Raw genomic sequence first — 15,048 nt, forward strand, 5'->3', positions numbered from 1 at the left:
CGATTTCGTGTAGGATGCCAGAGTGATCGGGCGCGCCCAGGGGGGGCTTTCCCGGCCGGCGCGCCCTCTATTTGGAGAGCCCATGATTCGTTTAAAGACACTGGCGCGCAGCGCCGCACTGGCCGTACCGCTGTTGGTCGTTCTGCACGCGCCGGTCCACGCGCAACGCGCGACCGCAGACGCCGCGCCGGAAATCGCCACCGGCTACGCCGAGAAGGCCGGCAAGTCCTCGCAAAAATTCATGGTCGCCGCGGCCAATCCGTTGGCCACGCAGGCCGGTTACCAGATGCTGAAGCAGGGCGGCGCGGCGATCGACGCCGCCGTCGCCACCCAGCTGGTACTGACCCTGGTCGAGCCGCAATCGTCCGGCATCGGCGGCGGCTCCTTCATGCTCTATTCCGACGGTAAACGCGTGCAGTCGTACGACGGCCGCGAAACGGCGCCCGCGTCGGCCGACGAGCACCTGTTTCAGGACGCCGACGGCAAGGCCGTCTCGCGCGAGACCGGCGTGATCGGCGGCCGTTCGGTGGGCGCGCCAGGCGTGCTGCGCATGCTGGAGCTGGCGCACAAGCAGCATGGCAGGCTGCCGTGGAAAACCCTGTTCGCGCCGGCCATCAAACTGGCCGAGGAGGGATTTGCCGTCAGTCCGCGCCTGAACGCGCTGATTTCCTACGACCGTTACCTGGCGCGCGATCCCGTCGCCAAAAAATACTTCTTCGACGACGACGGCAAGCCGCGCGCCGTCGGCTACATCCTGAAAAACCCGGAACTGGCGCGCACGCTGCGCGAGATCGCCGCCGGCGGCGCCGACGCCTTCTACAAGGGCCGCATCGCGCGCGACATCGCCGCCAAGGTGGCCTCGCATCCGACCAATCCGGGCAAGCTGACCGCCGCCGACATCGCCGGCTACCAGGCCAAGGAGCGCGCGCCGATTTGCAGCGACTACAAGGCGTGGACCGTGTGCGGCGCGCCGCCGCCGTCGTCCGGCGGCATCGCCATCGCCCAGATGCTGGGCATCCTTGAGGTCAAGGACATCAGCCCGTACAAACCGGTCAACGGCATGCCGACCGCCGAGGGCATCCACCTGTTCTCGGAGGCGGGCCGGCTGGCCTACGCGGACCGCAACCGCTACGTGGCCGACACCGATTTCGTGCCGCTGCCGGGCAAGGGCGTCAGCACCATGCTGGACAAGGCCTACCTGGCGCAGCGCGCCTCGCTGATCGGCGAGCGCTCGATGGGGCGCGCCAGCTACGGCACGCCGGCCACGATGCAGGTGGCGTGGGGCGCCGACACCGCCATCGACAAGCCCTCGACGTCGCATTTCGTGGCGGTCGACGCCTTCGGCGGCGGGCTGTCGATGACCACCTCGGTGGAAGACGCCTTCGGCGCGCGCCAGATGGTCGACGGTTTCATGCTCAACAACCAGTTGACCGACTTTTCGTTCGATTCGCAGGACGCCGACGGTCCGATCGCCAACCGGGTGCAGGCCGGCAAACGCCCGCGCAGCGCGATGTCGCCGACGCTAGTGTTCGACAAGGGCACGCATCGGCTGGTGCTGGCCACCGGCTCGCCGGGCGGTTCGGCCATCATCAACTACGTGGCCAAGGTGCTGGTCGGAACCCTGGACTGGAAGCTCGACGTGCAGCAGGCCATCAGCCTGCCGAACATGGGCAGCCGCAACGGCCCGACCGAGATCGAGGCCGGGCGCGTGGCGCCGGCGGTGATCGAGGAGCTCAAGGCGCGCGGCCACCAGGTGCGCGAGGCGGACCAGAACTCCGGCCTGCAGGGCATCGAGCGCCGCGTCGTCGACGGCAAGGCGCAATGGTTCGGCGGCGCCGATCCGCGCCGCGAGGGCATCGTGCTGGGACAGTAGCATTAGTACAACAGAGTTGTTTTATGGTACCATCGTCGATTACCCAAAGACTGCCTAGCGGCGCAGGAGGCACATGAGAGAGCAATTATGGGACGCGGCGCGCGGGATCGGCATTCTGCTGGTCGTGTACGGCCACGTGCTGCGCGGGCTGGTGGCGGCCGGGCTGGTGCCCGCCGACAGTGCGCTGGTGTTCTCGGACTATGTCATCTACACCTTCCACATGCCCTTGTTCTTCTTGCTTGCGGGAATCAACGCGGCGCGCGGCATGTCGCGCGACAATTTCATCAGCAGCAAGATCCCGACCATCGTCTATCCGTATTTCCTGTGGACGTTCCTGCAGGGCGGCATGCAACTGGCCGTCGGCGGCGCCAACAATCCGGTGACGATGGAGGCCCTGCTGTCCATCCTCTGGGCGCCGGTGTTCCAGTACTGGTTCCTCTCGGCGATCTTCGTCTGCCACCTGTTGGCGCGGTTTTTCAGCACCGACCCGCTGCGGCTGGCCCTGTTCGCGGTGGCGGCCTACCCGGCCGGCATCTACCTGGTGACGGCGTTGCCGGTGCTCGCCAACCCGTTCAGCATGCTGATCTTTTATGTGGCCGGCATTTACATGGCGCCGCATTTGAAATCCATCGTCGTGCGCCTCTCCGGCGGCGCCAGCATCGCGGCAACCGTGCTCGGGCTCGGTATCGCCGTCTACGTGGCCAGCCGCATGGGCGGCTACCGGGCGCCGAGCGCGGTCTGCGCGGCCTTCCTCGGTATCCTGCTGGTGTTGCAACTAAGCCACTTGCAGGCGGCGCCGGGCCTGCGGCGCGTGTTCGAGTTGCTGGGGCTGGCATCGATGCCCATCTTCCTGGCGCACGTGTTCGCCACGGCCGGCGCCCGCATGGTGCTGATGAAGCTGGGAGTGAGCAACGTGCCGCTGCACCTGGCGGCAGGCATGCTGGCCGGCGTGGCGGGGCCGCTGGCGCTGTTCTACCTGGCCTACCGGCTGCGGCAGGAACGGCTGTTGGGCTTCAGCAGCGGCGCGGCGGTGTTCGAACCGGCGCCCGCGCGCGTCGGCGCCGCCGTGCGGCCGTGATCGACGGCCACGGCCGCGCGAGTATACTCCCCAAACGCCGCCGAGCCTGATAACCTTGGCGTATGGGAATACAAAAGAAAACAGGCTTGATCCTGACGGGGGGCGGCGCCCGCGCGGCCTACCAGGTCGGCGTTCTCCAGGCGATCTCGGAGATACTATGGGAAGCGGGCTGGCCTCCGGCGCGTAATCCTTTCGACATCATTTGCGGCACCTCGGCAGGCGCCATCAACGCCACGGCGCTGGCCTGCCGCGCCGACAACTTCGGCGAGGGCGTGCAAAAGCTGCTCGACGTCTGGCAGCATATCGCGGTCGAACAGGTCTACCGCGCCGATTCGCTGGGCGTGATCCGCTCCGGCGCGCGCTGGCTGTCGCTGCTGTCGTTCGGCTGGCTGCTGCGCAAATGGCGCGCCGCGCCGCCGGCGTCGCTGCTCGACAACACGCCGCTGGTCGGCCTGCTGCACCGCATGCTCGACCTGCCGCGCCTCGACGCGGCGCTGTCCGAGGGCCTGCTGCACGCGCTGGCCGTCACCGCCTCGTCCTACACCGCCGGCAACCACCTGACCTTTTACCAGACCGCCGCCGACATCGCGCCGTGGATCCGCATGCAGCGCGTGGCGCTGCAGGACCAGATCGGCGTCGAGCACCTGCTGGCGTCGTCGGCGATCCCGTTCATCTTCCCGGCCACGCCGCTGTACATGGGGGGGCACCGCGAGTATTGCGGCGACGGCTCGATGCGCCAGCTGGCGCCGATCTCGCCGGCGATCCACCTCGGCGCCAGCAAGGTGCTGGTGGTGGGGGCGGGGCGCCTGACCGAGCCGGCCCGCAGCGCCGCCGAAAAAAGCTCGGCGCGCTATCCCAGCCTGGCGCAGATCGCCGGCCACGCGATGTCGTCGATCTTCCTCGATTCGCTGGCGGTCGACATCGAGCGCCTCGAGCGCGTCAACAAGACCTTGTCGATGCTGCCGCCGGAGCTGCTCGCGCAAACCCCCCTCAAGCCGGTCAAGCTGCTGGTGATCGCGCCTTCCGAACGGCTGGACGACATCGCCAGCCGCCACATCGCCAGCTTGCCGGCGCCGATACGCACCATGTTGTCCGGAATCGGCGCGACCGAAACGCGCGGCGCCGCATTGGCCTCGTATTTATTGTTCGAATCGACTTATACTTGCGAGTTGATCCGTCTCGGTCAGCGCGACACCCAGGCGCGTAAAGAGGACGTGCTGGCTTTCTTTGAATCCTGACTACCGACTGCGGGACCGTTTTGCCGTGTTTTAGACGCCAATTTCGACGCTTGTTTGAACACTTGCTGGTGCCGCTGCTGCTGCTGTGGGGACTCGGCATGGCCGCCGCATGGGCCGCCGCGCCGCCGCGCACCTTGCGCTTCGAGCAGCTCGGCGTCGAGAACGGGCTGGCGCAGGAATCGGTGCTGGCCATCGCCCAGGACACGCAGGGCTTCATCTGGCTCGGCACCCAGGCCGGCCTGACGCGCTTCGACGGCTACCGCACCGTCACCTACAAGAGCGCCGTCTCCGACCCCAACAGCCTGGTCGACAACTGGGTGCGGGTACTGCACGTCGACGGCACCGGCCGGATGTGGGTCGGCACCGACGGCGGCCTGGATCTGTACGATCCGGCCACGCGCCATTTCACCCACTTCGCGCCGCAGGAGCCGGGGCAGCGCGGCAACGGCAACCGCCACGTGCGCGCCATCGTCGACGATGGCCTGGGCGGCCTGTGGGTGGGCAGCGCGGACGGCCTGCACCACTTCAACCCCTCCACCAAGCGCTTCACCAGCTGGCACCACGACGCGGCCGATCCGGGCAGCCTGGCCAACGACCAGGTCAACGCGCTGGCGCGCGACGCCGCCGGGCGCCTGTGGGTGGCCACCGCCACCGGCCTCGATATGCTGGCGCCGGGCGCGGCGCACTTTCGCCACTACACGATGGACGCCGGCGGCGACAGCCGCTTCAACGCCGTACTGTCGCTGCAGGTCGACAGCGCGCAGACGCTGTGGATCGGCACCATGGGCGGACTGGAACAATGGCGCCTGCTGGGCGTCGAGCCGCAGCGCCGCCGCCTGGGCGAGCGCGAGGGCATCAACCCCGGGGTGAGCGTGACCACCTTGTACGAGGACGTCGAAAACCAGATCTGGGTGGGCACCCAGGCCGATGGCCTGTTCCGCTGGCTGCCGGCGGAGAACCGGCTGACGCAGTACCGCCACCAGTTCAGCGATGGCCACAGCGTGGCGGACAACCAGATATCGGCCTTGTTCCGCGACCGGGTCGGCACCTTCTGGGTCGGCACCTGGAACGATGGGGTCAGCCGCGTCGACATGGGCAGCGGCGGTTTCGCGCGCATCGTGCGCCAGTCCGACATGCTCAACTCCGTGTCCGACAACAAGGTGCGGGCCATCGTCGCCGAGGGCGGCTCGCGGCTGTGGCTGGGCAGCGGCGGCGGCTTGAACCTGTACGATCCGGTCACCGGCGAGAGCCGGGTGTGGCGCCACGATCCGAGGGATCCCAATAGCCTGAGCGACGACCAGGTGACCGCGCTGCTGCGCGAAAAAAACGGCAACCTGTGGATCGGCGGACGGGCCGGCGTCAATCACCTCAATCCCGCCACCGGCGCGATGCGGGCCGTGTCGTTCATGAGCGCCGACGTCGGCAGCGACACCGTGCGCAACATCGTCGCCGACCGCAGCGGCGTGCTGTGGGTCGCCAGCCGGGGCGGCCTGCACCGGCTCGATCCGCGCACCATGGACGTGCGCACCTACCGCCACAACCCGGCCGACGGCGCCAGCCTGGCCGACAACGTGGTGCGGCCGATCCTGGAGGACCGCCGCGGCCAGCTGTGGGTCGGCACCTTCAACGGCCTCGATTTGCTGGACCGCAAGACGGGGCGCTTCCGCCACTTCCGCCGCGACCCCGCCGATCCGTTCAGCCTCAGTCACGACGAGGTGCACTGCCTGTACGAGGACGCGCGCGGCACGATCTGGGTCGGCACGGCGGCGGGCCTGAACCGGATGGACGTGGCCCCCGATGGCGGCATCCGCTTCCGGCGCTACCTGCGCAAGGACGGCATCGCCGACGACGCCATCGCCTCGATCCTGCCCGACAACGCCGGCAACCTTTGGCTGAGCACCAACAGCGGCTTGTCCCGGTTGAACATCGATTCGGGCCTGGTGCGCAATTACAGCGGCGCCGACGGCACCATCGAGGGCGCCTACTTCGACGGCTCCGCGCTGCGCACGCCGGACGGCACGCTGTACTTCGGCGGTTTCAACGGCATCACCGCTTTTTCGCCCGGGGACGTGCGCGAAAACAGCGTGGCGCCGACGGTGGCGATCACCGATTTCCAGATCTTTAACAAGTCGGTCAGGGCCGGGCAGGGCGAGCATCCGAAGGTGCTGAGGACGGCCATCGAGCACACCAGCGCGCTGACCCTGAGCGAGAACGATTCCGTGTTCTCGCTGGAGTTCGCGGCGCTGCACTACGCCGCGCCCCAGCGCAACCGCTTCGCCTACCAGTTGCAGGGCTTCGACGAGGACTGGGTGGTCACCGACGCCACCAAGCGCTTCGCCACCTACACCAACCTGGACCCGGGCACTTACACGTTCCGCGTCAAGGCCGCCAACAAGGACGGCATCTGGAACGACAACGCGGCCACCCTGGAGATCACCATCCTGCCGCCGTTCTGGAAGACCTGGTGGTTCCGCAGCGTGATCGCGGTGCTGTTGCTGAGCGCCGCCTACGCGGCCTACCACGCGCGCGTGCGCAGCCTGCGCCGCCAGCAGCAGCGGCTCGAGCAGCTGGTCGGCTCGCGCACGGCGGAAGTCGAGCATAAGAACCTGCTGTTGCAGCAGCAGAAGCAGGAGCTGGAACTGCGCCGGCTCGAGGCCGAGGCCCAGCGCGCCGAGGCCGAACAGCGCCGGGTCGACACCGAGCGGCAGAAAAAGGAAGTCGAGCGGCAGAAGGAAAACGTCGAGCAGGCGCACCGCAACATCTCGGTGCTGAGCGAGCTGGGACGGGAGTTGAGCGCCACCCTGGACATGGAAACCTCGATGCTGACCTTGTACCGCCACGTGCATCATCTGATGAGCGCCCAGATTTTCGGCATCGGTTTCGTGCGCGAGGACGGCGGCGTGATCGATTTTCCGTTCGCGATCGAGGGCGGCGTGCGCACCTTGCCTTACCAGCGGCGGCTCGATGAGCCCAACCAGCTGGCGGTGTGGTGCGTCACCCACGGCAAGCCGATCTTCATCAACGACATGCGGGCCGAGTACCGCGATTACATGGACGATTCCGGCCTGGAGTCGGTGATGCTGTGCGTGCGCGAGGATGGCGTGCAACTGGCCCCCGCGCAGTCGACCTTGTACGCGCCGCTGCTCGCCGGCGAAAAGGTGGTCGGCCTGATTTGCGTGCAGAGCACGGAGAGGAACAGCTATCAGCGGGTGCACATGGACATGCTGCAAACCTTGGCCTCGCACGCGGTGGCCGGGCTGGAAAACGCGCGCGCCTACCAGCAGCTGGAGGAGGCGCTGCAGACGCTGCGCCAGACGCAGGATCAACTGCTGCTGCAGGAGAGGCAGGTGCGCCTGCACACCGAGGAGCTGGCGCTGGCCAACCGCGCCTTGCAGGACAACGACGAACGCCTGCGCCTGGCCAAGCAGAAGGCGGAGGACGCGACCCGGCAGAAGTCCGAGTTCCTGGCCAATATGAGCCACGAGATGCGCACCCCGCTGGCCGGCGTGATCGGCATGCTGAACTTCGCGCTGCGCGACGGCCGGCTGCAGGACGGCACGCGCGAGCAGATCCTGCGCGGCCAGGCCAACGCGCAGTCGCTGCTGTCGATCATCAACGACCTGCTGGACTTCTCCAAGATCGAGGCGGGCAAGCTGACCATCGAGAACATCGATTTCTCGCTGTCGGCGGCGGTGCAGAACGTGGTGGGCCTGTTCGAGGAACAGGCCGCCGCGCACAGCGTCGGCTTCAGCCTGGAGTTCGGCGACGGCCTGCCGCAGTTCGTCGTCGGCGACCCGACCCGGCTGCGCCAGGTGCTGGTCAACCTGGTCGGCAACGCCTTCAAGTTCACCCAGCACGGATCGGTCACGATGCGCGTCGAGCGCGCGCACGGCGACGGGCAGGCGCCGGCAGGGTACGAGGGCGCGGTCAACCGCATCCGTTTCACCGTCGCCGACACCGGCATCGGCATCGAGGCCGACGCCATTCCGCGCCTGTTCCAGCAGTTCGAACAGGCCGACGCCTCCACCACCCGCCGCTACGGCGGCACCGGCCTGGGGCTGGCGATCTGCCGCCAGCTGGTGGAGCTGATGGGCGGCGGCATCAGCGCCGTCAGCACGCCGGGGCGGGGCAGCGTGTTCTCGTTCGAGCTGCCGCTGGCGAACGGCGTGCCGCCGCCGCTGGTGCCGCATGTGCCGCGCGAACCGCACAGCCACCAGCTCAAGGTGTTGTGCGCCGAGGATTTTCCCACCAACCAGATCATCATCCGCATGATGCTCGAGGACCTGGGCCACAAGGTGGATATCGCCGCCAACGGCGCGCTGGCCGTCAAGGCCTGTGCGCTGACGCGCTACGATTTGATCCTGATGGACGGCCGCATGCCGGAGATGGACGGCGCCAGCGCCACGCGCCTGATCCGCTCCGGCGGCACCGAGGCGGCGCCGGTGCGCGACCAGGAATTGATGATCATCGCGCTGACCGCCAACGCCAGCGAGGAGGACCGCAGCCGCTATCTCGCCGCCGGCATGGACGATTTCCTCACCAAGCCTATCGACGAGGACAAGCTGCACTTCCAGTTGAGCCGCGCGATCGAGCGCCAACTGCAGCGCGGCGTGGGTCTGCCGCGCATGGAGCCGCGCCGCCATCCCGCCATCGGCACGTCGGAACTGGACGCGATGTTCGGCGTCGAGCCGGCCGCCTCGGAGCCGGCCAGGCTGGCGCAGCACAGCGGCGCCGGCGGCGATCTGAAAGCGCGCCTGCGCAACGCCTTCAACCAGGACGCGCCGCTGCGCCTGGCGGAGCTGGAGCGGGCCTTGGCGGACGGCGATGGCGAGACCGCCAGCCGCCTGCTGCACGGCATGAAGGGCAGCGCGGGCTATCTGGAGGAGCAGGAGCTGCAGGCGCTGTGCGGTGAACTGGAACTGTGCGCCGACCACGGCGACTGGCAGCGGATCGTCGAGGCCATGCCGAAGCTGCGCGGATTGCTGGAACAGGCGGGGGCGACTAGCACGCTGTAAGCCGCCGCGCCGCATCCGCCGCCCGCCGCCCGCTTGCCACGCTTGCCTAAACCGGCGACACCGGTATTTGTCCCCTGTTTATAATGTAAGATCATCACAAGTGCCCGCTGAAGTCATAAGTTACGCAAGGTCGCTGCGAGGTCGCAGATAAAGGCACAGGGAGTTACATGAAAGTTCTGGTAGTTGACGACGATGTCGTCTCGCGCATGGTGTTGATGCATTTGATCGACAGCTGCGGCAAGTTCGACATCGTGGAAGCGGAGGATGGCGCCGACGCGTGGCGGCAGTTGCGGGACGGTTTGCGGCCCGCCATCTGTTTTTGCGACCTGCGCATGCCGAATATGTCGGGCATGGAGTTGCTGCAGCACGTCAAAGGCCATGCCGAGTTGGAAAGCATGCCGTTCGTGCTGGTGACGTCGGCCTCCGACAAGGACACCTTGCAGGAAGCCACCCGGGCCGGCGCCGCCGGCTACATCGTCAAGCCGTTCCAGGCGGAGCAGGTGCGCGTTCACCTGGCCGGCTTCCTCGACCAGGCGGCGTGCGGTTCCGGACACCAGGCCGAGGACCCGGCGGCGACGCTGCGCCGCCTCGGCATCAACGCCGAACGGCTGTTGGTGTATCTGCACGGCTTCCACAACCAGCTTAGCGCCGCCGGCGGCGATCTCGATGCGCTGCTGGCCAGGGGCGGGCAGCAGGAGGCGCAAGCGCGGATCGACCGGCTGCACGCCGGCTGCGTGACCCTGGGCCTGGACGGCGCCGCCGCCGCGCTGAAGGGCTTCGCGCCCGGCCGCTTGGCCAACGAGGCGATTCAGGCGGTGCTGACGGATGTGATACGCACGGTCGATCGGCAGGCCGAATTGGTCCGCAAGAGCACCTCCGCGTGACCCGCGTATTGATTTCGCTCCGGGTTTGTTGCGCATATTGGGCTTGATGTCGAGATAGTTTAGGTTTAAAGTATCTCTGACATTGCCACTCCAGGGCGACCATGAACCAACCTATCGACAGTCCCGCCGGCGCCGCGCCAGCCGGCGCGTCAGCCAGCGCGCACACGGATCATTTCGCGCGCGATCATTTGCCGCCGCCGGACCTGTGGCCCGAGCTGCGCTTCGACCTGCCCGAGTTGCAATACCCGCCACGCCTCAATTGCGTGCGGGAGTTGCTGAACGGCGCCGCCGATGCGGACGACCGGACCGCGATCCTCTGCGAGCACGGAAGCTGGACCTACGCCGGCTTGCGCGAGCGGGTCGACCGCATCGCCCACGTGCTGCGCGGGCCGATGGGACTCGAGGCCGGCAACCGCGTGCTGCTGCGCGGCGCCAACAATCCGATGATGGCAGCCTGCATACTGGCGGTGATGAAGTGCGGCTGCATCGCCGTGCCGACCATGCCCCTGCTGCGCGCGCGCGAGCTGGCCGCCATCGCCGGCAAGTCCGAGATCGACGCGGTGCTGTGCGCCGAAGCGTTGCGCGCCGAGCTGGAGGCGGTCGATCCGCCATTGCCGCAATCGGTGCGCGACAGGACCTTGTGGTTCGGCGGCGAGGACGGTTCGCTGGAAGCGTTGATGGCCGCGCAGCCGGACAGCTTCGAGGCCGTCGACACGGCGGCCGACGATGTGTGCCTGATCAGCTTCACGTCCGGCACCACCGGCATCCCCAAGGGCACGATGCATTTCCACCGCGACGTCATGGCGGTTTGCGACTGCTTCCCGCGTTCGGTGCTGCGCTCGCAGCGCGAGGATGTGTTCATCGGCACGCCGCCGCTGGCCTTCACCTTCGGCCTTGGCGGCCTGCTGTTGTTCCCGCTGCGGGTGGGCGCGGCGGCGGTGCTGCTGGAGAAGCTGACGCCGGAAACGCTGCTCAAGGCGATAGAAAAGTACCGCGCGACGGTGTGCTTCACGGCGCCCACGTTCTACCGGCAGATGGCGCAGATGGCGCAGGTGGCTGGCGCCCACGATCTGGCCAGCCTGCGCGCGACCGTGTCGGCCGGCGAGGCGCTGCCGACGGCGACGCGCGACGCCTGGCGCCGCGCCACCGGGCTGGAAATGATAGACGGCATAGGCGCGACCGAACTGCTGCACATCTTCATCTCGGCGGCGGGGGACCAGGTGCGCGCCGGCGCCACCGGCAAGCCGGTGCCCGGCTACCAGGCCCGCATCCTCGATCATGAGGGCAATTCCGTCGGCCCGGGCGTGATCGGGCGGCTGGCGGTGAAAGGCCCGACCGGCTGCCGCTACCTGGCCGACGCGCGCCAGCGCGACTACGTGCTCAATGGCTGGAACCTGACCGGCGACGCCTACGAGATGGACGCCGACGGCTATTTCTACTACCGCTCGCGTACCGACGACATGATCATCTCGGCCGGCTACAACATCGCCGGCCCGGAAGTGGAGGACGCCTTGCTGCGCCATCCCGCCGTCGCCGAATGCGGCGTGATCGGCAGGGCCGACGAGGAGCGCGGACAGATCGTCGAAGCGCACGTGGTGCTCAAGCCGGACGCCGCGCCGTCGCCGGAACTGGCGGCGCAGCTGCAGGAATTCGTCAAGCAGCAGATCGCCCCTTACAAATATCCACGTTCGATCCGTTTCCTCAAGGCGCTGCCGCGCACCGAGACGGGCAAGCTGCAGCGCTTTAAACTGCGTACGGAAAACCCATGAACATCCTTTGCATAGGCGGCGGCCCCGCCGGCCTGTATTTCAGCCTGTTGATGAAGAAGCGCAATCCCTCCCACAATATCACCGTGGTGGAGCGCAACCGGCCCTACGACACCTTCGGCTGGGGCGTGGTGTTTTCCGACCAGACACTGGGCAACCTGATGAACGCCGACGAACCGACCGCGCGCGACATCCTGCGGTCGTTCAACCACTGGGACGATATCGACGTGTTCTTCAAGGGCAGCAAGGTGACGTCGGGCGGCCACGGTTTTTGCGGCATCGGCCGCAAGCACCTGCTGAACATCTTGCAGAGGCGCTGCGAGGAGCTGGGCGTGTCGCTGGTGTTCGAAACCGAGGTGCGCGACGACCAGGAACTCGCCGCGCGCCACGACGCCGATCTGGTGATCGCCTCCGATGGCCTGAACAGCCGCATACGCACGCGCTACGCGGACAGTTACGAGCCCAGGATCGAGGCGCGCCAGTGCCGCTTTGTCTGGCTGGGCACGCGCAAGAAATTCGACGCCTTCACTTTCGCCTTCAAGCAGACGGCGCATGGCTGGTTCCAGGCGCATATCTACCAGTATGACGGCGAGACGTCGACCTTCATCGTCGAGACGCCGGAGTCGGTGTGGCGCGCGGCGGGGCTGGAGGACATGAGCCAGGCCAGGGCCATCGCCTACTGCGAGCAGTTGTTCGCCGAGCAGCTGGACGGCCATGGCCTGATGTCGAATTCGCCCCACCTGCAGGGAGCGAACATGTGGATCAAGTTCCCGCGCATCGTCTGCGACCAGTGGGTGCACTGGAACGACGCCGGCGGCAAACGGGTGCCGGTGGTGCTGATGGGCGACGCCGCCCACTCGGCGCACTATTCGATCGGCTCCGGCACCAAGCTGGCGCTGGAGGACGCGATCGAACTGGCGCGCTGCTTCGGCCGGGAAGCCGATGCGGAAGCTGCGCTGGCGGCCTACCAGGAGGCGCGCGCGGTCGAGGTCACCAAGCTGCAAAGCGCGGCGCGCAACTCGATGGAATGGTTCGAGAACGTCGAGCGCTACTCGGCGATGGAGGCGCCGCAATTCGCCTACTCGATGCTGACGCGCAGCCAGCGGCTGTCGCACGAAAACCTGCGCCTGCGCGACGCGGCCTATGTGGCCGGTTACGAGGACTGGTTCGCGGCCCGCGCCTTCGAACAGGCGGGTTTGCCGGCGCCGGCCGGCACCGCCGCGCGGCATGTGCCGCCGATGTTCACACCGTTCAAGGTGCGCAACCTGGTGCTGAAGAACCGCATCGTGGTGTCGCCGATGGCGCAGTACAGCGCGGTCGACGGCGTCGTCGGCGACTATCACCTGGCGCACCTCGGCGCGCGGGCGATGGGCGGGGCGGCGATGGTGTTCGCCGAGATGACGTGCGTATCGGCCGACGCCCGCATCACGCCGGCCTGTCCGGGACTGTACGCGCCGGAGCATACGCAAGCCTGGCGGCGCATCGTCGATTTCGTCCATCGGAACAGCGACGCGCACATCGCCGTGCAGTTGGGCCACGCCGGCGCCAAGGGGTCGACCCGCGCCATGTGGGACGGCATCGACCGGCCGCTGGAGACGGGCAACTGGCCGCTGGTGTCGGCCTCGCCGCAGCAGTACCTGGCCGGCGTCTCGCAGACCGCGCGGGCGATGACCCTGGCCGACATGGACCGCATCGAAGGCGATTTCGTGCGCGCCACGCGGGCGGCGGACGAAGCGGGCTTCGACTGGGTGGAGCTGCACTGCGCGCACGGCTATCTGCTGTCGTCCTTCATCTCGCCGCTGACCAACGAGCGTGGCGACGAGTATGGGGGCAGCCTGGAGAACCGCTGCCGTTATCCGCTACGCGTGTTCGCGGCCATGCGCGCCGCGTGGCCGCGCCACAAGCCGATGAGCGTGCGCATTTCGGCCCACGACTGGGTCGAAGGCGGCATCACGCCGGGCGACGCGGTGCGCATCGCGCGCTTGTTCAAGGCGGCCGGCGCCGATATGATCGATTGTTCGTCGGGGCAGGTGAGCAAGCTGGAAAAACCGGTGTACGGGCGCATGTTCCAGACGCCGTTCGCGGACCGCATACGCAACGAGGCGGGCATCGGCGCGATCGCGGTGGGTTCGATCTTCGAGGCGGACCATGCCAACGGCATCATCGCGGCCGGACGCGCCGATTTGTGCGCGGTGGGACGGCCGCACCTGGCCAACCCGGCGTGGACGCTGTGCGAGGCGGCGAAGCTGGGTTACACGGCGGTCGGTTGGCCCAAACAGTATGTGCCGGCCAAGCAACAGATGGAGCGCAATATGGAGCGCGAGCGCCAATTGGCCTCGGCTAACAGGGTTGAACCACGCGGGACGGACGAATGAACAACGCATTGAGAACACAGGACACGCTCCCTTTGGCCGGTAGGCACGCGCTGGTCACCGGCGGCTCGCGCGGCATCGGCGCCGCCTGCGCGCAGGCCTTGCTGTCGCGCGGCGCGCGCGTGACCCTGGCCGGCCGCGACGCCGGGGCGCTGGTTGCGGCACAGACGTCGATGCGCGCCGTGTCGCCGCCGGGCGCCGACATCGCCACCCAGGTGCTGGACGTCGCCGACGAGGACTCGGTGCGCGCCGGTTTCGCCGCCGCCGCCGAACGTTTCGGCCGCATCGATATCCTGGTCAACAACGCCGGCCAGGCCGCCGCCGCGCCGTTCGGCAAAACCGACGCGGCGTTGTGGCAACGCATGCTGGCCGTGAACCTGACCGGCACCTTTCACTGCACCCAGGCGGCGTTGCCCGCCATGCTGGAGGCGAAGTGGGGCCGCATCGTCAATGTGGCGTCGACCGCCGGCCTGACCGGCTACCGCTACACCGCCGCCTACACCGCCGCCAAACACGGCGTGGTCGGCCTGACCCGGGCGCTGGCGCTGGAGGTGGCGACCAAGGGCGTGACCGTCAACGCCGTCTGTCCCGGCTATACCGAGACCGATATCGTGCGCGACGCCGTCGCCAACATCGTCGCCAAGACCGGGCGGAGCGAGGACGAAGCCCGCGCCGAACTGGCCGCCGGCAATCCGCAAAAGCGGCTGGTGCGAAGCGAGGAGGTGGCCAACGCCGTGGCCTGGCTGTGCCTGGCCGAATCGGCCGCCATGAATGGACAGTCCATCGCCGTCGCCGGCGGTGAAGTCATGTGACGTACAAGGA

8 protein-coding genes are annotated in these 15,048 nt (G+C 67.9%); all 8 read left to right on the forward strand.

From position 1 onward, the window contains the following. Positions 1-82: 82 nt before the first annotated feature. The 8 genes from ggt (at position 83) to AC07P1_RS14005 (ending at position 15,038) form a co-directional block, all read left to right on the forward strand. Positions 83-1,873, forward strand: coding sequence for a gamma-glutamyltransferase (ggt, locus tag AC07P1_RS13970; RefSeq protein ID WP_494696361.1), 1,791 nt, complete (start codon positions 83-85; stop codon positions 1,871-1,873). 73 nt (positions 1,874-1,946) lie between these two features. Then, positions 1,947-2,951 carry an acyltransferase family protein gene (locus tag AC07P1_RS13975; protein ID WP_494696362.1) on the forward strand — a complete coding sequence of 335 codons (1,005 nt, stop codon included), beginning with the start codon at positions 1,947-1,949 and terminating at the stop codon, positions 2,949-2,951. Between the two features lie 62 nt (positions 2,952-3,013). Further along, entirely contained in the window at positions 3,014-4,189 is a 1,176-nt protein-coding gene (locus AC07P1_RS13980; RefSeq protein ID WP_494696363.1) for a patatin-like phospholipase family protein, read from the forward strand. 98 nt (positions 4,190-4,287) lie between these two features. Continuing rightward, positions 4,288-9,204 carry a two-component regulator propeller domain-containing protein gene (locus AC07P1_RS13985; RefSeq protein WP_494696472.1) on the forward strand — a complete coding sequence of 1,639 codons (4,917 nt, stop codon included), beginning with the start codon at positions 4,288-4,290 and terminating at the stop codon, positions 9,202-9,204. A 167-nt stretch (positions 9,205-9,371) separates the two neighbouring features. After that, a complete protein-coding gene (locus AC07P1_RS13990) occupies positions 9,372-10,088 on the forward strand; it encodes a response regulator (protein WP_494696364.1) in 717 nt (238 codons plus the stop codon). A gap of 101 nt (positions 10,089-10,189) precedes the next feature. After that, positions 10,190-11,857 (forward strand): AMP-binding protein, encoded by a 1,668-nt coding sequence (locus AC07P1_RS13995; protein WP_494696365.1) that lies wholly within the window; start codon positions 10,190-10,192, stop codon positions 11,855-11,857. Then, complete coding sequence (locus AC07P1_RS14000; protein WP_494696366.1) at positions 11,854-14,229, forward strand: bifunctional salicylyl-CoA 5-hydroxylase/oxidoreductase; 2,376 nt, start codon at positions 11,854-11,856, stop codon at positions 14,227-14,229. The genes AC07P1_RS13995 and AC07P1_RS14000 overlap by 4 nt, the downstream gene beginning before the upstream one ends. Continuing rightward, positions 14,226-15,038, forward strand: coding sequence for an SDR family NAD(P)-dependent oxidoreductase (locus AC07P1_RS14005; protein WP_494696367.1), 813 nt, complete (start codon positions 14,226-14,228; stop codon positions 15,036-15,038). The genes AC07P1_RS14000 and AC07P1_RS14005 overlap by 4 nt, the downstream gene beginning before the upstream one ends. The last annotated feature ends 10 nt before the right edge of the window (positions 15,039-15,048 follow it).

The organism is Duganella sp. GW821-FHT07F09 (assembly GCF_059418705.1).